Consider the following 20,340-nt stretch of genomic DNA (forward strand, 5'->3'; position numbering starts at 1 on the left):
CCCGACCCCTTACAGCTTCATCAGGCTGGCGTCGTCGACCGAGGCCGAGTGGCGGGCACGGAACAGGGACACGATGATCGCGAGCCCCACCACGACCTCCGCGGCGGCGACGACCATCGTGAAGAAGGCGATGATCTGCCCGTCGAGGTTGCCGTGCATCCGGGAGAAGGCGACGAACGCGAGGTTGCAGGCGTTGAGCATCAGCTCGATGCACATGAACACCACGATCGCGTTGCGCCTGATCAGCACGCCGGTGGCGCCGATCGTGAAGAGCAGGGCCGCGAGATAGAGGTAGTTGACCGGGTTCACTTCGATGCCTCCTCGGGCCGCTTGAACGTGGCCGGTTCGACGGCCTTCCGCTCCAGGCGCTCCTCGGCCCGCTGCTCCAGGGCCCTGAGGTCGTTGAGCGCCTCCTGCGACACGTCCCGGACCTGTCCCCGCTCGCGCAGCGTCTTGCTGACGGTGAGGTCGGAGGGGGTGCCGTCGGGCAGCAGGCCCGCGATGTCGACCGCGTTGTGCCGGGCGTAGACGCCGGGCGCCGGCAGCGGCGGCAGGTACTTGCCCTCGCGCACGCGCTCCTCGGCGAGTTCGCGCTGCGTCTTGGCGCGCTCGGTGCGCTCGCGGTGGGTGAGCACCATGGCGCCGACGGCGGCCGTGATGAGCAGGGCGCCGGTGATCTCGAACGCGAAGACGTACTTGGTGAAGATGAGGGCGGCGATGCCCTCCACGTTGCCCCCGGCGTTCGCCTGGCCGATGCCGTTGAACTCCGTCAGGGAGGCGTTGCCGATCCCGCCGATCAGCAGCACGCCGAACCCGAGTCCGCACAGCAGGGCCAGCCAGCGCTGGCCCTTGATGGTCTCCTTCAGGGAGTCCGCCGCGGTGACGCCGACGAGCATCACCACGAACAGGAACAGCATCATGATCGCGCCGGTGTAGACGACGATCTGCACGACGCCCAGGAAGTAGGCGCCGTTGGCGAGGTAGAACACCGCCAGGATGATCATGGTCCCGGCGAGACAGAGCGCGCTGTGCACGGCCCGCCTCATCAGGATGGTGCACAGGGCGCCAATCACCGCGACCGTGCCGAGGATCCAGAACTGGACGGCCTCTCCGGTGGAGGTGGAGTAGGCGGCGAGCTGGGCGGTCATCGGCCGATCACCTTCTCCGACGCCGGTTCCGTCCCGCCGAAGGTCGAGTCGGCCTCCTGCACGACTTCGCCCTTGGAGTGGGCGACCTGCCGCTCGGTGCCGGGCGCGGCCTCCGTCACCAGGCCCCGGTAGTAGTCCTGTTCGTCCGTGCCCGGGTAGATGGCGTGGGGGGTGTCGACCATGCCCTCCTCCAGGCCCGCGAGCAGCTGCTCCTTTGTGTAGATGAGGTTGGCGCGGCTGGAGTCGGCCAGCTCGAACTCGTTGGTCATGGTCAGCGCGCGCGTGGGGCAGGCCTCGATGCACAGGCCGCACAGGATGCAGCGGGCGTAGTTGATCTGGTAGACGCGGCCGTACCGCTCGCCGGGCGAGTAGCGCTCCTCGTCCGTGTTGTCCGCGCCCTCGACGTAGATCGCGTCGGCGGGGCAGGCCCAGGCGCACAGTTCACAGCCGACGCACTTCTCCAGGCCGTCCGGGTGGCGGTTGAGCTGGTGCCGTCCGTGGAAGCGCGGGGCCGTGGTCTTCGGCTGCTCGGGGTACTGCTCGGTCAGCCGCTTCTTGAACATGGCCTTGAAGGTCACGCCGAAGCCGGCCACCGGGTTCATGAAACCGGGCTTGGTGTCCTTCGGTTCCTCGGCCTGCGAACGCTCGATTTCCTCAGCCATCGGACGCCTCCTTTCCCTCCGTAGATCCGCCCAGAGATCCGTCACTGTGAGTATCGGGCCCGCCACTGACAATCAGCTCCCGCTCACGGCGCGAGGGCCGTCGCGGGACCGGCGGGAGTTCCTGCCCGGGCAGGGGCGGTACGGGGAAGCCGCCCGCCATCGGGTCGAAGGCGGCCGGGGCCTCGGCCGGCTGCTCGGCCTGCTTGGTCTTCTCGCGGAACATGTCGGCCACGAAGGAGAGCAGCAGCAGGGCGAGCACGGCGCCGCCGACGTAGAGGGCGATGTCGGCGAAGTCGTACCCCTCGTTGCGCAGGGCCCGGACGCTGGCGACGAGCATCAGCCAGACCAGCGAGACCGGGATGAGGACCTTCCAGCCGAGCTTCATCAGCTGGTCGTAGCGGACGCGCGGGAGGGTGCCGCGGATCCAGATGAACATGAACAGCAGCAGCTGGACCTTGACGGTGAACCACAGCAGCGGCCACCAGCCGTGGTTGGCGCCCTCCCAGAAGGTGCTGACGGGCCAGGGAGCCCGCCAGCCGCCCAGGAAGAGCGTGGTGGCTACGGCCGAGACGGTGACCATGTTGACGTACTCGGCGAGCATGAACATCGCGAACTTGATCGACGAGTACTCGGTGTTGAAGCCGCCGACCAGGTCGCCCTCGGACTCCGGCATGTCGAAGGGGGCGCGGTTGGTCTCGCCGACCATGGTGACGATGTAGAGGAGGAAGGAGACCGGCAGCAGCAGGATGTACCAGCGGTCGGTCTGCCCCTCGACGATCGTCGACGTCGACATCGAACCGGAGTAGAGGAACACGGAGGCGAAGGCGGCGCCCATCGCGATCTCGTAGGAGATCATCTGCGCGCAGGAGCGCAGGCCGCCCAGCAGCGGGTAGGTCGAGCCGGAGCTCCAGCCCGCCAGGACGATGCCGTAGATGCCGACCGAGGCGACCGCGAGGATGTAGAGCATCGCGATCGGCAGGTCGGTGAGCTGCATCGTGGTGCGCTGGCCGAAGATCGAGATCTCGTTGCCTGCCGGGCCGAAGGGGATCACCGCGATCGCCATGAAGGCCGGCACGGCCGCCACGATCGGCGCGAGGACGTACACCGCCTTGTCCGCGCGCTTGACGATCACATCCTCCTTCAGCATCAGCTTGATGCCGTCGGCGAGCGACTGGAGCATGCCCCAGGGGCCGTGCCGGTTCGGGCCGATGCGCAGCTGCATCCAGGCGACGACCTTGCGCTCCATGACGATGGAGATCAGCACGGTCACCATCAGGAAGGCGAAGCAGAACACCGCCTTGATGACGACCAGCCACCAGGGGTCGGTGCCGAACATCGAGAGGTCTTCAGCAGCGAGGGACGACGGGCTCATGCCTCCACCTCCTTGGGGGCCTCGCCGGCGAGGGTCGCCGGGCCGATGCGGACGAGGGAGCCGGGCCGCGCCCCGGTGTCTGAGGCGACGCCCCCGCCGGTGGAGTTCAGCGGCAGCCACACCACCCGGTCGGGCATGTCGCTGATCCGCAGCGGCAGGGCGACGTCGCCCTCGGGACCGGTGACCGCGAGGAGGTCGCCGTCCTTGACGCCCGCCTCGGCGGCCGTGGCGGCCGACACGCGCGCGTGTGCGGCGTGCCGTGTTCCGGCGAGGGCCTCGTCGCCCTGCTGCAGGACGCCCTGGTCGAGCAGGAGCCGGTGCCCGGCGAGCACGGCCTCCCCGGCGGCCGGGCGGGGCAGCGCCGCCGCGGTCTCCAGGGGCTCGGTGGCCCGCGGGCCGTCCCAGGCGCCGAGCCGGTCGATCTCCGCGCGCACGGTGCGCAGATCGGGCAGTCCGAGGTGGACGTCCATGGCGTCGGCGAGCATCTGCAGCACGCGCGCGTCGCTGGGCGCGAGGCGGCGGGTCATCTGGTCGGGCTTGAGCGCCGCCTCGAAGAAGCGGACCCTGCCTTCCCAGTTGAGGAAGGTGCCGGCCTTCTCGGCGACCGCCGCCACGGGCAGCACCACGTCGGCCTTGCGGGAGACCTCGCTGGGCCGCAGTTCGAGCGAGACCAGGAAGCCGACCTCGTCGAGCGCGGCACGCGCGCGTGCCGGGTCGGGCAGGTCGGCGATCTCCACGCCCGCCACCAGCAGGGCCTGGAGTTCACCGGTCGCGGCGGCCTCCACGATCTGGCCGGTGTCGCGGCCGTAGCGGTGCGGCAGGCCGGCGACGCCCCAGACGGCGGCGACCTCGTCCCGCGCGCGCGGGTCGGTGGCCGGGCGCCCGCCCGGCAGCAGCGACGGCAGCGCTCCCGCCTCGACCGCGCCGCGCTCCCCGGCCCGGCGCGGGATCCACACCAGCCGGGCTCCGGTCGCGGCGGCGGTGCGGACGGCGGCGGTCAGGCCACCGGCCACGGCGGCCAGCCGCTCGCCGACCACGATCACCGCGCCCTCGGCGCGCAGCGCCTCGGCGGCCAGCGCGCCGTCACCCTCCAGGCCGACACCGCTCGCGAGCGCGTCCAGCCACTCGGTCTCGGTGCCGGGAGCCGCCGGCAGCAGGGTGCCGCCGGCCTTCTCCAGACCCCGGGTGGTGTGGGTGGCGAGCGAGAAGGTCTTCTGCCCGTGCTTGCGCCAGGCCTTGCGCAGTCGCAGGAAGACGCCGGGCGCCTCCTCCTCCGCCTCGAACCCGACCAGCAGGACGGCCGGGGCCTTCTCCAGCGCGGTGTAGGTGACGCCCGTGCCGTCGAGGTCCCGGCCGCGCCCGGCGATCCGGGCGGCGAGGAAGTCGGCCTCCTCGCTGCTGTGCACGCGCGCGCGGAAGTCGATGTCGTTGGTGTCGAGCGCCACGCGCGCGAACTTGCTGTACGCGTAGGCGTCCTCGACGGTGAGGCGGCCGCCGGTCAGCACGCCGGTGCGGCCCCGCGAGGCGAGCAGCCCCTGGGCGGCGATCTGCAGGGCCTCCGGCCAGGAGGCCGGTTCCAGCTCGCCCTCGGCGTTGCGCACCAGGGGCGTTTCGAGCCGGTCACGCTGCTGGGCGTAGCGGAACGCGAACCGCCCCTTGTCGCAGATCCACTCCTCGTTGACCTCGGGGTCGTTCGCCGCGAGCCGCCGCATGACCTTGCCGCGCCGGTGGTCGGTGCGGGTGGCGCAGCCCCCGGAGCAGTGCTCGCACACCGACGGGGAGGAGACCAGGTCGAAGGGGCGGGAGCGGAACCGGTACGCCGCCGAGGTCAGCGCTCCCACGGGGCAGATCTGGATGGTGTTGCCGGAGAAGTACGACTCGAACGGGTCGCCCTCGCCGGTGCCGACCTGCTGGAGCGCGCCCCGCTCGATCAGCTCGATCATCGGGTCGCCGGCGACCTGGTTGGAGAACCGGGTGCAGCGGGCGCACAGCACGCACCGCTCGCGGTCGAGCAGCACCTGCGTCGAGATCGGGACGGGCTTCTCGTAGGTCCGCTTGCGGCCGTCGAAACGGGACTCGGCGTCGCCGTGCGACATGGCCTGGTTCTGCAGCGGGCACTCGCCGCCCTTGTCGCAGACCGGGCAGTCCAGCGGGTGGTTGATGAGCAGGAGCTCCATCACACCCTTCTGGGCCTTCTCCGCGACCGGCGAGCTGAGGTGGGTCTTGACGACCATGCCGTCGGTGCAGGTGATGGTGCAGGAGGCCATCGGCTTGCGCTGGCCCTCGACCTCGACGATGCACTGTCGGCAGGCGCCGGCCGGGTCCAGGAGGGGGTGGTCGCAGAACCGGGGGATCTCGATGCCGAGCTGTTCGGCGGCCCGGATGACCAGGGTGCCCTTGGGCACGCTGATCTCGGCGCCGTCGATCGTCAGCGACACGAGGTCCTCCGGCGGGACCGCCGCCTCTCCCCCGCCGGAGGGAGAGCTGGTGGTCACGGTCATGCGTTCACCTCCGTGCGGTCGGCCCAGGCCGTCGACTTGGCCGGGTCGAAGGGGCAGCCCCGGCCCGTGATGTGCTGCTCGTACTCCTCGCGGAAGTACTTGAGCGAGGAGAAGATCGGCGAGGCGGCGCCGTCGCCGAGGGCGCAGAAGGACTTGCCGTTGATGTTGTCGGCGATGTCGTTCAGCTTGTCGAGGTCGGACATCTGTCCCTTGCCGGCCTCGATGTCGCGCAGCAGCTGCACGAGCCAGTAGGTCCCCTCGCGGCAGGGCGTGCACTTGCCGCAGGACTCGTGGGCGTAGAACTCCGTCCAGCGCGTGACGGCGCGGACCACGCAGGTCGTCTCGTCGAAGCACTGGAGCGCTTTCGTGCCGAGCATGGAACCCGCGGCGCCCACTCCCTCGTAGTCGAGGGGGACGTCGAGGTGCTCGTCGGTGAACATCGGGGTCGAGGAGCCGCCCGGCGTCCAGAACTTCAGGCGGTGCCCGGGGCGCATTCCGCCGCTCATGTCGAGCAGCTGGCGGAGCGTGATCCCGAGCGGCGCCTCGTACTGGCCGGGGCTGGCGACGTGGCCGGAGAGGGAGTAGAGGGTGAAGCCGGGCGACTTCTCGCTCCCCATCGACCGGAACCAGTCCTTGCCCCGGTTCATGATCGCGGGAACCGACGCGATCGATTCGACGTTGTTCACCACAGTCGGGCACGCGTAGAGGCCCGCGACGGCGGGGAAGGGGGGACGGAGCCGCGGTTGGCCACGGCGGCCTTCGAGCGAGTCGAGCAGTGCGGTCTCCTCACCGCAGATGTACGCGCCCGCGCCCGCGTGCACGGTGATGTCGAGGTCGAGTCCGCTGTCGAGGATGTTCTCGCCGAGGAGGCCCGCCTCGTACGCCTCGCGTACGGCCGAGTGCAACCGCCGCAGCACGGGGACGACCTCACCCCGCAGGTAGATGAAGGCGTGCGACGACCGGATGGCGTAGCACGCGATGATCATGCCCTCGATGAGGCTGTGCGGGTTCGCGAAGAGGAGCGGGATGTCCTTGCACGTCCCCGGCTCCGACTCGTCGGCGTTGACAACGAGATAGTGCGGCTTGCCGTCCCCCTGGGGGATGAACTGCCACTTCATGCCCGTCGGGAAGCCTGCGCCGCCGCGCCCGCGCAGGCCGGACTCCTTGACGTACGCGATCACGTCGTCCGGCGACATGGCGAGCGCCTTGCGCAGCCCCTCGTAGCCGTCGTGCCGCCGGTACACGTCCAGCGTCCAGGACCTGTCCTCGTCCCAGAAGGCCGACAGCACCGGTGCGAGCAGCTTCTCCGGGCTCATGTCCTTCAGCTCGGCTGCCAAGGTCATCACTCCCCCTCCTCGGCGGTGGGCCCGGCCGGGTGGGCCGGGTCGGAGGCCGATGTGTCCTGCGGCGCGTCGTGCGAGCTCAGGTGCTCCGTCGGTGACGGCTCGTGCGGCGCCCCGGTGCGGGCGGCCTCACCGCGCGGGTGCACCACGCGCGCGGGGGACGCCTCCCCCTTGGCGAGCTTCAGGCCGACCAGGGAGGCGGGCCCGGCGCTGCCCCCGGACTCCACGGCGCCGTCCCGTTCGTCGGGGAAGCCGGCCAGGATCCGCGCGGTGTCCTTGAAGGTGCACAGCGGCGCCCCGCGCGTGGGCGTGACCGGGCGTCCGGCGCGCAGGTCGTCGACGAGGCGCTTGGCGCTGGCGGGGGTCTGGTTGTCGAAGAACTCCCAGTTGACCATCACGACCGGGGCGAAGTCGCAGGCCGCGTTGCACTCGATGTGCTCCAGCGTGACCTTGCCGTCGTCGGTGGTCTCGCCGTTGCCCACGCCGAGGTGCTCCTGGAGCTCCTCGAAGATCGCGTCGCCGCCCATCACCGCGCACAGGGTGTTGGTGCACACGCCCACCTGGTAGTCACCGCTCGGCCTGCGCCGGTACATGGTGTAGAAGGTCGCGACGGCGGTGACCTCGGCGGTGGTCAGGCCGAGCACGTCCGCGCAGAACCGCATGCCGGTGCGCGTGACGTGGCCCTCCTCCGACTGCACCAGGTGCAGCAGCGGCAGGAGGGCGGAGCGGGAGTCCGGGTAGCGGGCGATGATCTCGCGCGCGTCGGTCTCCAGCCGGGCCCGGACGTCGTCCGGGTAGGCGGGTGGGGGCAGTTCGGGCATGCCCAGGCCGACGCCCCGCTCGGAAGACGATGTGGTCACCGGTCGACGCCTCCCATCACGGGGTCGATGGACGCGACGGCGACGATGACGTCGGCGACCTGGCCGCCTTCGCACATCGCCGCCATCGCCTGCAGGTTGGTGAAGGACGGGTCGCGGAAGTGGACCCGGTAGGGGCGGGTGCCGCCGTCGGACACGACGTGCACCCCGAGCTCGCCCTTGGGCGACTCGACCGCCGCGTAGGCCTGTCCGGGCGGAACGCGGAAGCCCTCGGTGACCAGCTTGAAGTGGTGGATCAGGGCCTCCATGGAGGTGCCCATGATCTTCTTGATGTGGTCGAGGGAGTTGCCGAGCCCGTCGGGGCCCAGGGCGAGCTGGGCGGGCCAGGCGATCTTCTTGTCGGCGACCATGACCGGGCCGGGCTGGAGCCGGTCCAGGCACTGCTCGACGATCCTGAGCGACTGGCGCATCTCCTCCAGACGGATCAGGAAGCGGCCGTAGGCGTCGCAGGTGTCGGCGGTCGGGACGTCGAAGTCGTACGTCTCGTAGCCGCAGTACGGCTGGGCCTTGCGCAGGTCGTGCGGCAGGCCGGTGGAGCGCAGGATCGGGCCGGTGGCGCCGAGGGCCATGCAGCCGGCCAGGTCGAGGTAGCCGATGTCCTGCATGCGGGCCTTGAAGATGGGGTTCCCGGTGGCGAGCTTGTCGTACTCCGGGAGGTTCTTCTTCATCTTCTTCACGAACTCGCGGATCTGGTCCACCGCGCCGGGCGGCAGGTCCTGGGCGAGTCCGCCGGGGCGGATGTACGCGTGGTTCATCCGCAGGCCGGTGATCAGCTCGTAGATGTCGAGAATGAGTTCACGATCACGGAATCCGTAGATCATGATCGTGGTGGCGCCGAGTTCCATGCCGCCGGTGGCGATGCACACCAGGTGCGAGGAGAGCCGGTTCAGCTCCATCAGGAGCACCCGGATGATCGAGGCGCGGTCCGGGATCTGGTCCTCGATGCCGAGGAGCTTCTCGACGCCGAGGCAGTACGCCGTCTCGTTGAAGAACGGCGTCAGGTAGTCCATGCGCGTCACGAACGTGGTGCCCTGCGTCCACGTGCGGTACTCGAGGTTCTTCTCGATGCCGGTGTGCAGATAACCGATTCCGCAGCGGGCCTCGGTGACGGTCTCGCCCTCGATCTCCAGGATCAGGCGGAGCACGCCGTGCGTGGACGGGTGCTGCGGGCCCATGTTGACGACGATGCGCTCGTCGTCGGCGCGGGCCGCGGACTGGACGACCTCGTCCCAGTCGCCGCCGGTGACGGTGTAGACGGTGCCTTCGGTGGTCTCCCGGGGGGAGGCGTGCGAAGTGCTCATGAGTACGACCTCCGCTGGTCCGGAGCCGGGATCTGGGCGCCCTTGTACTCGACGGGGATGCCGCCGAGGGGGTAGTCCTTGCGCTGCGGGAAGCCCTGCCAGTCGTCCGGCATCATGATCCGCGTCAGGGCCGGGTGGCCGTCGAAGACGATCCCGAAGAAGTCGTACGTCTCGCGCTCGTGCCAGTCGTTGGTCGGATAGACCTCGAACAGGGACGGGATGTGCGGGTCGCTGTCGGGGGCGCTGACCTCAAGGCGGATCACCCGGTTGTGGGTGATCGAGCGCAGGTGGTAGACGGCGTGCAGCTCGCGGCCCTTGTCGTGCGGATAGTGCACGCCGCTGACGCCGGTGCACAGCTCGAAGCGCAGGGCCGGGTCGTCGCGCAGGGTGCGGGCGACGCGGACCAGGTGCTCGCGCTCGATGTGGAAGGTCAGCTCGTCGCGGTCGACGACCGTCTTCTCGATGGCGTTCTCCGGGAGCAGGCCCTGTTCCTCCAGGGCACCCTCCAGTTCGTCGGCGACCTCGTCGAACCAGCCGCCGTAGGGTCGGGTCGCCGGTCCCGGGAGGCGGACCGAGCGGACCAGGCCGCCGTAGCCGGAGGTGTCGCCGCCGTTGTTCGCGCCGAACATGCCGCGCTGGACGCGGATCTCCTCGCCGCCCTGGCCGCGCTGGCCCGGGAGGTTCGACGCGCTGAGGTCCTTCTCGGGGTTGGCGCCACCCGCGCCACCCGCGCCGTTCGCGTCGCTCATCGCAGCAGCCCCTTCATCTCGATCGTGGGCAGGGCCTTGAGCGCCGCCTCCTCCGCCTCGCGGGCGGCCTCCTCGGCGTTCACGCCGAGCTTGGAGGACTGGATCTTCTGGTGGAGCTTGAGGATGGCGTCCATCAGCATCTCCGGCCGTGGCGGGCAGCCGGGGAGGTAGATGTCGACCGGCACGATGTGGTCGACGCCCTGGACGATCGCGTAGTTGTTGAACATGCCGCCGGAGGAGGCGCAGACCCCCATGGAGATCACCCACTTGGGGTTCGGCATCTGGTCGTAGACCTGCCGCAGCACCGGCGCCATCTTCTGGCTGACCCGGCCGGCGACGATCATGAGGTCCGCCTGGCGGGGCGAGCCCCGGAAGACCTCCATGCCGAAGCGCGCCAGGTCGTAGCGGCCGGCGCCGGTGGTCATCATCTCGATGGCGCAGCAGGCGAGGCCGAACGTGGCGGGGAAGACCGACGCCTTGCGCACCCAGCCCGCGGCCTGCTCGACGGTGGTCAGCAGGAAGCCGCTCGGCAGCTTTTCTTCGAGTCCCATGACTAGTGGCCCCTCAGTCCCATTCCAGGCCGCCGCGCCGCCATACGTACGCGTACGCGACGAAGACGGTGAGCACGAAGAGCAGCATCTCCACGAGCCCGAAGATCCCCAGGGCGTCGAAGGTGACGGCCCAGGGGTAGAGGAAGACGATCTCGATGTCGAAGACGATGAAGAGCATCGCCGTCAGGTAGTACTTGATGGGGAAGCGCCCGCCACCGGCCGGCGTCGGGGTCGGCTCGATACCGCACTCGTAGGCCTCGAGCTTGGCCCGGTTGTACCGCTTGGGCCCGATCAACGTGGCCATGACCACGGAGAAGATCGCAAAGCCTGCCCCGAGGGCTCCCAGTACGAGGATGGGCGCATAAGCGTTCACCGCTCCTCGCTCCTCTCAGTCGGCACTGACTGCTGGCGGTTGGCGTTGGACTCACAGCCGCCCCATCAGTCCCGCGAACCCCGCACGCCCCGGCGAAGATCGGGAACATGTGAAGCAGGTCACAAGCCCAACCGCGTGCATCTTATGCCCGACGCTCTGTGATCTGCGACACGGGGTATTGCACAAGCTTTGTGATCTCCACCACCTGACGATCGATCATGAAGTCGGATGAGCGGTGATCTTCACACGCGAAGCGTCCGAGTGATCACCAGAGGTGACATTTTGGCTTGTCGGCGCAGCTCGGAGGGTGCGTCTCAATATCAAGAGAGTTCGCGTGCATGCAAATTGGCGGTGGACTCGATCTCTTGATAATGGCGCGTTCACACCCGAGGGGGCGTGCAGGGCGGGGTGTGGACGCGTGCAAACGTTCACGATCTTCGCGGGGCCGTGATCCGGCCGTGATCCGCGCGCCGGGGACGCGACCTCCGGGGCAACCGTTCCGTGACCTCCGCCACATCGATGAGAGGTCCCTGAGAACGGGGCTTGGCCAATCACCCCAACCGGTGGTAAGCGCGGGGCAATTCGGGCGTATTGATCAAACGCCGTGATCACAGCCCGGTGACAGGGAGCCCGCAATGTCCGTTACGGCGTCAATAAAGAGGGCCGTTCGGGGGTTTTGGGGCTTCGATTGAACAACTGTGGCGCAGGACACGTTTCTTGAAGATATGAAGGAGCCCCTGGTACCGGTTGTTCCCATGTCCCACACCGCTCACATACGCAGCCACCGGAAGCCCCGCCGCAGCGCGACCTCGACGATCGCCATGCGTGCCGGAGTCGCCGGTGGCGTTCTCAGCATCGCGGCGGCGGGTGCGTCGGCCTCGGCGAACGCCGCCGAGCCGGTGACGCAGACCATCGAACTGCCCACCCTGACGGCCGACATGTCGGCTCAGGTCGCCCAGTCCGCGGCCGCCACGCAGCAGGCGGCCGCGAACTACGAGCTGCGCGCAGAGCGCGACGCCGCCGCCGCCAAGGCCGCCGCGGAGGCCAAGAAGGACCTCGCCGAGGCCAAGAAGAAGGCCGAGGCCAAGAAGGAGGCCGCCGAGGCCGCCCGCAAGGCCGCCGCCGAGCGTGCCGAGCGCAGCGCCGAGCGCGCCACCCTCTCCACCACGACCGCCTCCGCGTCCGCGTCGGCGTCGGTCTCGGCGCCCGCCAGCGGCAGCGTCGCCACCGTCATCGCCTTCCTCAAGGCACAGCTGGGCGACGCCTACGTCATGGGCGCCACCGGTCCCAACGCCTGGGACTGCTCCTCCCTGGTGCAGGCCGCGTACAAGCAGGTGGGTGTGCAACTGCCGCGCGTCTCGCAGGACCAGTCGATGGCCGGCACGGACGTGCCGCTCTCCAGCATCCAGGTCGGCGACATCCTGTACTGGGGCGGCAAGGGCTCCGCGTACCACGTGGGCGTCTACATCGGGAACGGCCAGTACCTGGACGCGGCCAACCCGTCCAAGGGTGTCGTCATCCAGGACCTGTCGGGCTACCCGGCCTCGGGCGCGGTGCGCGTTCTCTGACGCCGCGTCCGCACTGATGCACGCATAAGGGACAAGAGGGCCGTTGCCGCTCGGGGGCAACGGCCCTCCCGGCCTGCCCGGGACACCTTGATGACCCCGTACGGCCCTCCAGGGCCTCCCTGGGCGCTTCGCCGCGGCCGCGGGCGCCCGGTGATCCCGGCCGGCGTCGCGGCCCGCCCATGCGCCGCACAGGCCCCCGGCCCCCGCAGCCGGGGTGGATCGGGACGCCTGCGCACCCCATGTCCGAAATGTCCCCGCAACACGGGGTGTTGGCGGCCGGCGGGCCCACGCCCGCGACGGACGGCGGGCCGGCGCGCCCAGTGGTCCGCGCGCCGGCCCGGTGAGATCACGGCCCTCAGCGGCCGGACGGCCCGGCGGCCGGTCAGGCCTTCGGCGCGACCCTGCTCAGCCCGTTGATGATCCGGTCCATCGCGTCGCCGCCCGTCGGGTCGGTCAGGTTCGCCAGGAGCTTCAGCGTGAACTTCATCAGCAGCGGGTGCGTCAGGCCGCGCTGGGCGGCGATCTGCATGACCTTCGGGTTGCCGATGAGCTTCACGAAGGCGCGGCCGAGCGTGTAGTAACCGCCGTAGGTGTCCTTCAGGACGCGCGGGTAGCGCTGGAGCGCCAGCTCCCGGCCGGCCGGGGTGGAGCGCGCGTGCGCCTGGACGATGACGTCGGCGGCGATCTGGCCCGACTCCATGGCGTAGGCGATGCCCTCGCCGTTGAAGGGGTTCACCAGGCCGCCGGCGTCGCCGACCAGCAGCAGGCCCTTGGTGTAGTGCGGCTGGCGGTTGAAGGCCATGGGGAGGGCGGCGCCGCGGATGGGCCCGGTCATGTTGTCCGGGGTGTAGCCCCAGTCCTCCGGCATGGAGGCGCACCAGGCCTTCAGCACCTCGCGCCAGTCCAGCTCCTTGAAGGACTCGGAGGTGTTGAGCACGCCCAGGCCGACGTTGGAGGTGCCGTCGCCCATGCCGAAGATCCAGCCGTAGCCGGGCAGCAGGCGGTCCTGGGGGCCGCGGCGGTCCCACAGTTCGAGCCAGGACTCCAGGTAGTCGTCGTCGTGGCGGGGGCTGGTGAAGTACGTGCGGACCGCCACTCCCATCGGGCGGTCCTCCCGGCGGTGCAGGCCCATCGCGAGGGAGAGCCGCGTGGAGTTGCCGTCGGCGGCGACGACCAGCGGCGCGTGGAAGGTGACCTCGCGCTTGTCCTCACCGAGCTTGGCGTGGACGCCGGTGATGCGGCCCGTGCGGTCGTCGGTGATCGGCGCGCCCACGTTGCACTTCTCGAACAGCCGGGCACCGGCCTTCTGGGCCTGCCGGGCCAGCTGCTCGTCGAAGTCGTCGCGCTTGCGGACCAGGCCGTAGTCGGGGAAGGAGGCGAGATCCGGCCAGTCGAGCTGGAGGCGCACTCCCCCGCCGATGATCCTGAGGCCCTTGTTGCGCAGCCAGCCGGCCTCTTCCGAGATGTCGATGCCCATCGCCACGAGCTGCTTGACCGCGCGCGGGGTGAGGCCGTCACCGCAGACCTTCTCGCGCGGGAACTCGGTCTTCTCCAGGAGCAGTACGTCGAGTCCGGCCTTGGCGAGGTGGTACGCGGTCGTGGAGCCGGCTGGCCCCGCGCCGACGACGATGACATCGGCGGTGTTTTCGGAGAGGGGCTCGGTCACGGCGGGATCTCCCCAAGGTTCGAATCTGCGTGCCGACCGGCACAGGACACGGGCAGTCTATTCAGCGCGCCTGATCACCCGGCCGAAGGGCCGTCCCCGACGCGACGCGCCCTGTCACTCCGCGTAGTGGACTGTCACAGAAAGACACCTGCCGCTTCCGGTCGCCGCGAGGCCGGAGTTACCCTGCGGGTACCGCTGGGGGTGACATCTGTGCACATGTCCCGCAAAACACCCGGAGTGCGTGTACCGCGTCTGGTCGGTCTGATGGCCGTCGACGCACGCGAGGCGGCCCGGACCCGAGGACTGTTCCTCAGCGCGCCGGACCGGCCCGACCTCCACCTCGCCGTGGTCGACTACGTCGTGCGCCAGTATCCGCAGCCCGGCGCCGAGGTGCCACGGGACTCGATGGTCTACGTCTGGTTCGACCTCGGTCCGGGCGAGGGCGGCGGGGGCGTGCACGAACCTCGCGTCCCGCGGCCGCCCCGGGGCGGACTGCGACGCGAGCTGGACGAGCCGGGCGATTCGTCCATGGTGCTCAGCGACCGCTGGAACCGCCGGTCACTCAGCTCTCCTTGAAGCCCCGGTGCAAGGCGACGATCCCGCCGCTCAGGTTGCGCCAGGCCACCCGTGACCAGCCGGCCCCGCCCAGCCGCCGGCCCAGGGCGGGCTGGTCGGGCCAGGCACGGATGGACTCGGCGAGGTAGACGTAGGCGTCGGGGTTGGAGGAGACGGCCCGGGCGACCGGCGGCAGGGCACGCATCAGGTACTCGGTGTAGACCGTGCGGAACGGCGCCCACGTGGGGTGCGAGAACTCGCAGATCACGATGCGCCCGCCGGGCCGGGTCACCCGGTGCATCTCGCGCAGCGCGGCGTCCGTGTCCTGCACGTTGCGCAGCCCGAAGGAGATCGTCACGGCGTCGAAACTGTCGTCCTTGAACGGCAGCCGCGTCGCGTCCCCGGCGGTGTAGGGCAGCCAGGGCTGCCGCTGCTTGCCGACCTGGAGCATGCCCTGGGAGAAGTCGCAGGGGACGACGTAGGCGCCGGTGCGGGCGAAGGGCAGCGAGGAGGTGCCCGTGCCCGCCGCCAGGTCGAGGATCTTCTGCGCCGGGCGCGCGTCGACCGCCTTGGCGACCTCCTTGCGCCATCGCCGGTCCTGGCCGAGGGACAGCACGTCGTTGGTCAGGTCGTACCGTTCCGCCACGTCGTCGAACATCGAGGCGACTTCGTGCGGCTGCTTGTCCAGGGATGCGCGGGTCACCGGGCCATTGTTGCAGTACGCGCTCACGGCAGGAGCCGGGGTGCGCGCCGTGCCGCCACGTCCTCGACCCACCCGCACAGCAGCACGAACACCGCGATCAGCACCCAGGCCGTGCCGAACAGGAACCACTGGCTGTCCAGCGGCAGATGCGCCTCGAAGGCGGGCACGTCCCACAACCGGTCGATCAGCGGCACGGCCAGGATCAGGGCGATCTCGTGCCACAGGTAGATCGTCAGCGCCCGGGCGTTGACGACCGTCACCAGCCGGTCGAGGCGCCGGTGCCGGGCCAGGGCCGCGAAGCCGGTCCCGGCACGGGCCCTGGCGTACAGCAGCAGCGTCACGAACCCGGCCGACCACAAGGCCTGCGCGAGCGGGTTCCCGTCCAGGTCGTAGGTGCCGCCGTACTGCGCCTGGTGCGCGAAGGCGTACCAGGCGCCGCACGCCAGGGCGGCCGACGCGAGCGGCAGCACCGCCGCGGGTCTCAGCCGGGCCAGGACGCCCTCGTGGTGCGCGAAGCCGAGGAGCCAGCAGCACAGGAAGGTCGCCAGGTCGGTGAGGGCGCTGCCGAGCCGGCCGTCCGGCGGCCGTCGGCCGTACGTGAGCACGACGACCGGGGCGAGCGAGGCCAGCAGCACCGGGACGGGCGCGCGCCGGAACAGGCGCAGCAGCAACGGGGAGAGCAGGACGAACCACAGGTAGGTGCGCAGGTACCAGACCACCTCCCAGGCCTGTGCGCCCCAGGCGCTGCCCGGCGGGTCGCCGAGCGGCACGGCCCAGTAGACGACGTCCCACCCCGGCGTCCAGCCGTGCGCCAGCATCGCGCCGGTCACGCACAGGCCCCAGAACCAGAAGGGCGGCAGCAGCCGGCGCACCCGGCTCGCGATCACGCCGGGCGCGGGGCGCCGCAGGGACCGGGCCATCAGGGTGCCGGCCAGGCCGAACATCACTCCCATGGACGGGAAGACCAGTCCGGCCCAGGCCCACTCGAAGGTGTGATAGGCCACGACCCGGACCAGGGCCACCGCGCGGAGCGTGTCGAAGCAGCGGTCGCGGCCGGCGGGCGCCGTGGTGCGGGTCCGGTCCGCGGCCACGGCGCCCTTGCGGTGGGTCCCCATCAGCCGGTCCCCGCCGGGGTGCCGACCTCGCCCGTCCGCTTCAGCTTCTGCCAGCGCAGCCGGCCGCCGGTCAGGGCGGTGACGCAGGAGTGGATCAGGACGAGGTACATCATCTGCCGGTAGGCCAGCTGCTGCAGCGGCATCATCAGCAGGTACCGGTACTTCTCCCGGTCGAGGCGGAAGGCATAGGCGGCGCACAGCAGTTGGACACCGAGCACCGCCGCCCACGCCAGCAGGGACGCCCTGAGGTCGACGAAGATCATCGCGTAGAGGGTGAACACGTCGATGAGCGGGGCGAAGACCGGCGTGACGATCTGGAACAGCACCACCAGCGGCATCCCGACCCGCCCGAATCGGCCCGAAGGCCCCTTGTCGGTGAGGGACTTGCGGTGCTTCCACAGGGCCTGCATGGTGCCGTAGGACCAGCGGTAGCGCTGCGACCACAGTTGCTTCAGCGAGCCGGGCGCCTCGGTCCAGGCGCGGGCGTGCTCCTGGTAGACGACCCGCCAGCCCGCGCGGTGCAGCGCGATGGTGATGTCGGTGTCCTCGGCGAGGGTGTCCTCGCTCATGCCGCCCGCCTGGAGCACCGCCTCGCGGCGGAACGCCCCGATCGCGCCGGGGATGGTGGGCATGCAGCGCAGCAGGTCGTACATGCGCCGGTCGAGGTTGAAGCCCATCACGTACTCGATGTGCTGCCAGGCGCCGATGACGGTGGCGCGGTTGCCGACCTTGGCGTTGCCCGCGACCGCGCCGACCTGCGGATCGGCGAAGGGCTGCACCAGCTGCCGTACGGTGTCCGGCTCGAAGACGGTGTCGCCGTCCATCATCACGACGATGTCGTGACGGGCGCTGCGCACACCGTGGTTGAGCGCGGCCGGCTTGCCCGCGTTGGCCTGGCGGATCACCCGGACGTTGGGCATGCCGAGCGACTCGGCGATCTCGGCCGTGCCGTCCGTCGAACCGTCGTCCACGACGATGATCTCGATCGGGTGGGTGCTGCGCGCCAGCGAGTCGAGAGTGTTGGCGATGCACTCCTTCTCGTTGTACGCGGGGACGATCACGCTCACCGGCCGCGTGACCGTCGGTCCCCAGCTCAAGCGGCGCCGGTTGCGCAGCCGGTGGTGGCGGCGGGCGAGGACCAGCATCAGCCCGAAGCGGCCCAGGACGGCCACGCCGACCACCATGAGGCCCACGGACAGCGCCGGCACGGCGACCTCGGCGACCGCGACGGCGCCGACCAGCGCCTTGCCCTCGTAGAGGATCGTGCCGGTGGCCTCGCGGTGGGCGGCCTGGAGCCGGGACCCCTGAGTCTGCGGCGCTCCGGCCGGCGCCTGCTGCTGCTTTTCCAGGACGCCGCTGACGGTGGTGAAGGTGTAGCCCTTCGCCCGCATCTTCTCGATGTACCGCGGCAGCGCGGCGATGGTCTGGGAGCGTTCGCCGCCCGCGTCGTGGAAGAGCACCGAGGCGCCCTCGTCCTTCTCCGGCGTCGCCCACTGGACGATCTTCGTGACGCCCGGCCGTTTCCAGTCGTCGCTGTCGGTGTCGACGAAGACGCTGGTGTAGCCGTCCTGGCCGAGCCTTTCGTAGACGGGCCAGCTGTAGTTGTCGATGGCGCCGGTCTGCGAGGAGTAGGGCGCCCGGAACAGGGTGGTCGTGATGCCGGCCGCGCCCGCGAGGGCGAGCTGGGTCTGCTCCATCTCGCGCCGGACGCGGGCGTCGCTCTGGTACGACAGGTCGACGTGCGTGAAGGTGTGGATCCCCACCTCGTGGCCCTGGTCGACCATGTCCGCCACGATGCCCGGGTGGCGCGACACCATCGAGCCGACCAGGAAGAACGTGGCGGGCACGTCGTACTTCTCCAGGATCGCCAGCACCTGGGGCGTCCAGGTCGGGTCGGGTCCGTCGTCGAAGGTGAGCGCGATGGTCTTGTCCGGGACCGAGACGGTCGTGGCCTGTCCGCCGCGGAAGGTGAGGATCGGCCCGCCGTCCAGGACCTCGTCGGGTACGTCGCTGGAGCTTGCCCCGGTGCGTACGCGCTGGTCGCCGCCGACCTCGGCGCGCAGATAGCCGTCCAGGAGCATCACGCAGACCAGCGCGAGCAGGAGCAGCAGGGCGAGGACGACGCGCGGCCGTTGCAGCGCGGCGGCCCGGCCGGCGGCCCGCTCCATCCGGGTGGGGGCCCGGCGGCGGCCGCGCTGGGGGGTGGTCGTGGTCATACGGCGGCCCCGCTCAGCCGGAGACCGCGGCGGCGGACGCGGACACCGGCGGGGGGACGGACACGGACGGCGGCGCGGAGACCGACGCGGACGGCGGCGGGGAGGGGACGGCGGTGCCGGTTCCCGTGCCGGGCGGGGCCGTCGGGGCGCCCGGGCCGCCCGGAGCGCCGGGGCCGCCGCCGGACCCCGCACCCGCGAACGGCAGCACCCGCGACGGCGTCAGCGAGGTGCCCCAGCCCAGGAAGGCCGCGCCCAGCACGGCCGCGTAGCCGAGGCAGACGGCCCCGAGGACCAGGCCGATCCGGCGCAGCAGCCGGGCGCGGCGCCCGGAGGTGTCGACGAACACGGGCCCGTCGGGGGACCCGTTGCCGTGTTTGCGGCGGCGACCACGCGGGCCGCGGTTCTCGATGGCGGGCTCGGAATGCATTCCCCGGACACTAGGGCGGCTTCATGTGCCCTGAACTCGGGTTTTCTTGTGAACCTGCTCTGAGAATTGACCCTGGCTGTCCTTTCCCTGAGAGTTCTCGGGAACGCCCCCGGAACGCGTCATGTGCCCCCACCTTCGTGAGACGTTTGCGGCTGGGAAACGTACTGAGCCCTGACCCCTGAGATCTCACGAGAACGGGAGCGCCCCGCATGAGGAGTATGCGGAGACCGGCCGCCGCGGTCGGCTGTCTGATCGCCCTCGCCGCGACGGGCTGTTCGGGCCAGGACGGCCCGGCCCGCGCGGCCTCCTCGGCGACCGCGGCGCCCGCGGCGCCCGGCACGTCGTACGCCCCGTACGTCAGCGCCACCGAGGCCGCCGGCACCGACACGGCCGGCTCGCCGACGACGTACAACCTGGCCTTCGTCATAGCCGAGGGCGACGGCTGCACCCCGCGCTGGAACGGCAGCCACGCACTCGGTGACGCGGCGGTCGCCTCCCGCGTCGCGGCGCTCAAGGAGGACGGCGCCCGGGTCCGGGTCTCCTTCGGCGGCGCCTCGGGGAAGGAGCTCGCGGCGAACTGCGGCAGCGTCACCGCATTGGCGGCGGCCTACGGCAAGGCCCTGGACGCGGCCGGCGCCACCCTGGCCGACTTCGACATCGAGGGCGACGACCTGTCCGACTCCGCGTCCGTCGCGCTGCGTTCGCGGGCGATCGCACGGCTGCAACAGGAACGGGAGGATCTCCAGGTCTCGTTCACGCTCCCGGTGATGCCCTCGGGCCTGGACGAGGACGGCCTGGCGCTGCTCGCCTCGGCCAACGACCACGGCGTGCAGGTCTCCACCGTCAACCTCATGACCATGAACTACGGCCCGTCGTTCGGCGGCGACATGGGCGGCTACGCGCTCACCGCCGCGAAGGCCGCGCACACGCAGCTGCGCGAGGTCTTCGGCACCTCGGACACCGAGGCCTGGCGGGGCATGGCGCTCACCTCGATGATCGGCGTCAACGACGTCGAGGGCGAGACCTTCACGCTCGCCGACGCGGCCCAAGTGCGCGCCTTCGCCGAGGAGAAGGGCATCGCCTGGGTGTCGATGTGGTCGACGGCCCGGGACCGGCGGTGCCCGGCCGGCACGGACACCGGCGAGGCGGCGACGGACTGCAGTGGTGTGGCACAGAGCGCGGGGGCGTTCGGCGAGGCCTTCGCCGGCTGAG

General features: G+C 70.7%; 19 protein-coding genes. 3 read left to right on the forward strand and 16 right to left on the reverse strand.

From position 1 onward, the window contains the following. Positions 1–9: 9 nt before the first annotated feature. From nuoK to ACF07N_RS10975, 11 genes are read right to left on the reverse strand one after another with little or no spacing between them, the layout of a single operon-like run. Positions 10–309: an NADH-quinone oxidoreductase subunit NuoK gene (gene nuoK / locus ACF07N_RS10925; RefSeq protein WP_003992252.1), complete on the reverse strand. Its 300-nt coding sequence runs from the start codon at positions 307–309 to the stop codon at positions 10–12. Further along, entirely contained in the window at positions 306–1,148 is an 843-nt protein-coding gene (locus ACF07N_RS10930) for an NADH-quinone oxidoreductase subunit J (protein ID WP_392110775.1), read from the reverse strand. Before ACF07N_RS10930 ends, nuoK begins: the two co-directional genes overlap by 4 nt. Next, positions 1,145–1,810, reverse strand: coding sequence for an NADH-quinone oxidoreductase subunit NuoI (gene nuoI / locus ACF07N_RS10935; RefSeq protein ID WP_094056663.1), 666 nt, complete (start codon positions 1,808–1,810; stop codon positions 1,145–1,147). Before nuoI ends, ACF07N_RS10930 begins: the two co-directional genes overlap by 4 nt. Continuing rightward, positions 1,803–3,182, reverse strand: a complete 1,380-nt coding sequence (nuoH, locus tag ACF07N_RS10940; RefSeq protein WP_383334329.1) for an NADH-quinone oxidoreductase subunit NuoH — start codon at positions 3,180–3,182, stop codon at positions 1,803–1,805. The genes nuoI and nuoH overlap by 8 nt, the downstream gene beginning before the upstream one ends. Beyond that, entirely contained in the window at positions 3,179–5,683 is a 2,505-nt protein-coding gene (locus ACF07N_RS10945; RefSeq protein WP_383334331.1) for an NADH-quinone oxidoreductase subunit G, read from the reverse strand. The genes nuoH and ACF07N_RS10945 overlap by 4 nt, the downstream gene beginning before the upstream one ends. Beyond that, positions 5,680–7,029, reverse strand: a complete 1,350-nt coding sequence (nuoF, locus tag ACF07N_RS10950) for an NADH-quinone oxidoreductase subunit NuoF (protein ID WP_383334333.1) — start codon at positions 7,027–7,029, stop codon at positions 5,680–5,682. The genes ACF07N_RS10945 and nuoF overlap by 4 nt, the downstream gene beginning before the upstream one ends. After that, positions 7,026–7,886: an NADH-quinone oxidoreductase subunit NuoE gene (nuoE, locus tag ACF07N_RS10955; RefSeq protein ID WP_383334335.1), complete on the reverse strand. Its 861-nt coding sequence runs from the start codon at positions 7,884–7,886 to the stop codon at positions 7,026–7,028. The genes nuoF and nuoE overlap by 4 nt, the downstream gene beginning before the upstream one ends. After that, positions 7,883–9,205 (reverse strand): NADH-quinone oxidoreductase subunit D, encoded by a 1,323-nt coding sequence (locus tag ACF07N_RS10960; RefSeq protein ID WP_094056668.1) that lies wholly within the window; start codon positions 9,203–9,205, stop codon positions 7,883–7,885. Before ACF07N_RS10960 ends, nuoE begins: the two co-directional genes overlap by 4 nt. Further along, entirely contained in the window at positions 9,202–9,954 is a 753-nt protein-coding gene (locus tag ACF07N_RS10965; protein ID WP_392110781.1) for an NADH-quinone oxidoreductase subunit C, read from the reverse strand. The genes ACF07N_RS10960 and ACF07N_RS10965 overlap by 4 nt, the downstream gene beginning before the upstream one ends. Next, on the reverse strand, positions 9,951–10,505 hold the full coding sequence (locus ACF07N_RS10970; RefSeq protein WP_007383964.1) for an NADH-quinone oxidoreductase subunit B family protein: 555 nt from the start codon (positions 10,503–10,505) through the stop codon (positions 9,951–9,953). The genes ACF07N_RS10965 and ACF07N_RS10970 overlap by 4 nt, the downstream gene beginning before the upstream one ends. A gap of 13 nt (positions 10,506–10,518) precedes the next feature. After that, the gene (locus tag ACF07N_RS10975; protein WP_003992243.1) at positions 10,519–10,878 is read right to left on the reverse strand and encodes an NADH-quinone oxidoreductase subunit A; all 360 of its coding nucleotides are present in this window, start codon (positions 10,876–10,878) and stop codon (positions 10,519–10,521) included. A gap of 725 nt (positions 10,879–11,603) precedes the next feature. On the opposite strand from ACF07N_RS10975, the gene ACF07N_RS10980 reads away from it, so the two are divergent. Next, entirely contained in the window at positions 11,604–12,446 is an 843-nt protein-coding gene (locus tag ACF07N_RS10980; RefSeq protein WP_383334340.1) for a C40 family peptidase, read from the forward strand. A gap of 382 nt (positions 12,447–12,828) precedes the next feature. Here ACF07N_RS10980 and ACF07N_RS10985 read toward each other — a convergent pair whose 3' ends face one another. Beyond that, on the reverse strand, positions 12,829–14,112 hold the full coding sequence (locus ACF07N_RS10985; RefSeq protein ID WP_383334342.1) for a geranylgeranyl reductase family protein: 1,284 nt from the start codon (positions 14,110–14,112) through the stop codon (positions 12,829–12,831). Positions 14,113–14,349: 237 nt separating this feature from the next. Here ACF07N_RS10985 and ACF07N_RS10990 point away from each other — a divergent pair, with 237 nt between their 5' ends. After that, positions 14,350–14,688 carry a PASTA domain-containing protein gene (locus ACF07N_RS10990; protein WP_392110785.1) on the forward strand — a complete coding sequence of 113 codons (339 nt, stop codon included), beginning with the start codon at positions 14,350–14,352 and terminating at the stop codon, positions 14,686–14,688. On the opposite strand, the gene ACF07N_RS10995 is transcribed toward ACF07N_RS10990, so the two are convergent. From ACF07N_RS10995 to ACF07N_RS11010, 4 genes are read right to left on the reverse strand one after another with little or no spacing between them, the layout of a single operon-like run. After that, a complete protein-coding gene (locus ACF07N_RS10995; protein WP_383334346.1) occupies positions 14,675–15,370 on the reverse strand; it encodes a demethylmenaquinone methyltransferase in 696 nt (231 codons plus the stop codon). The two genes, ACF07N_RS10990 and ACF07N_RS10995, sit on opposite strands and share 14 nt — an antisense overlap. Before the next feature lie 23 nt (positions 15,371–15,393). Beyond that, positions 15,394–16,485, reverse strand: coding sequence for an acyltransferase (locus ACF07N_RS11000; protein WP_392110788.1), 1,092 nt, complete (start codon positions 16,483–16,485; stop codon positions 15,394–15,396). After that, positions 16,485–18,701 carry a bifunctional polysaccharide deacetylase/glycosyltransferase family 2 protein gene (locus ACF07N_RS11005; protein ID WP_392110790.1) on the reverse strand — a complete coding sequence of 739 codons (2,217 nt, stop codon included), beginning with the start codon at positions 18,699–18,701 and terminating at the stop codon, positions 16,485–16,487. The genes ACF07N_RS11000 and ACF07N_RS11005 overlap by 1 nt, the downstream gene beginning before the upstream one ends. Before the next feature lie 13 nt (positions 18,702–18,714). Next, complete coding sequence (locus ACF07N_RS11010; protein ID WP_392110793.1) at positions 18,715–19,128, reverse strand: hypothetical protein; 414 nt, start codon at positions 19,126–19,128, stop codon at positions 18,715–18,717. A 209-nt stretch (positions 19,129–19,337) separates the two neighbouring features. On the opposite strand from ACF07N_RS11010, the gene ACF07N_RS11015 reads away from it, so the two are divergent. Beyond that, positions 19,338–20,339 (forward strand): chitinase, encoded by a 1,002-nt coding sequence (locus tag ACF07N_RS11015; RefSeq protein WP_392110796.1) that lies wholly within the window; start codon positions 19,338–19,340, stop codon positions 20,337–20,339. Position 20,340 lies beyond the last annotated feature (1 nt).

Origin of the sequence: Streptomyces sp. NPDC015242, assembly GCF_043079125.1 — a bacterium.
Classification (GTDB): domain Bacteria; phylum Actinomycetota; class Actinomycetes; order Streptomycetales; family Streptomycetaceae; genus Streptomyces.

Coding starts and splice junctions, on each gene's coding strand:
- ACF07N_RS11000 (WP_392110788.1), bottom strand. CDS start 16,485: ATGGGGACCCACCGCAAGGGCGCCGTGGCCGCGGACCGGACCCGCACC.
- ACF07N_RS10930 (WP_392110775.1), bottom strand. CDS start 1,148: ATGACCGCCCAGCTCGCCGCCTACTCCACCTCCACCGGAGAGGCCGTC.
- ACF07N_RS10980 (WP_383334340.1), top strand. CDS start 11,604: ATGAAGGAGCCCCTGGTACCGGTTGTTCCCATGTCCCACACCGCTCAC.
- ACF07N_RS11005 (WP_392110790.1), bottom strand. CDS start 18,701: ATGACCACGACCACCCCCCAGCGCGGCCGCCGCCGGGCCCCCACCCGG.
- nuoH (WP_383334329.1), bottom strand. CDS start 3,182: ATGAGCCCGTCGTCCCTCGCTGCTGAAGACCTCTCGATGTTCGGCACC.
- nuoI (WP_094056663.1), bottom strand. CDS start 1,810: ATGGCTGAGGAAATCGAGCGTTCGCAGGCCGAGGAACCGAAGGACACC.
- ACF07N_RS10945 (WP_383334331.1), bottom strand. CDS start 5,683: ATGACCGTGACCACCAGCTCTCCCTCCGGCGGGGGAGAGGCGGCGGTC.
- ACF07N_RS10965 (WP_392110781.1), bottom strand. CDS start 9,954: ATGAGCGACGCGAACGGCGCGGGTGGCGCGGGTGGCGCCAACCCCGAG.
- ACF07N_RS11015 (WP_392110796.1), top strand. CDS start 19,338: ATGAGGAGTATGCGGAGACCGGCCGCCGCGGTCGGCTGTCTGATCGCC.
- ACF07N_RS10970 (WP_007383964.1), bottom strand. CDS start 10,505: ATGGGACTCGAAGAAAAGCTGCCGAGCGGCTTCCTGCTGACCACCGTC.
- ACF07N_RS11010 (WP_392110793.1), bottom strand. CDS start 19,128: ATGCATTCCGAGCCCGCCATCGAGAACCGCGGCCCGCGTGGTCGCCGC.
- ACF07N_RS10960 (WP_094056668.1), bottom strand. CDS start 9,205: ATGAGCACTTCGCACGCCTCCCCCCGGGAGACCACCGAAGGCACCGTC.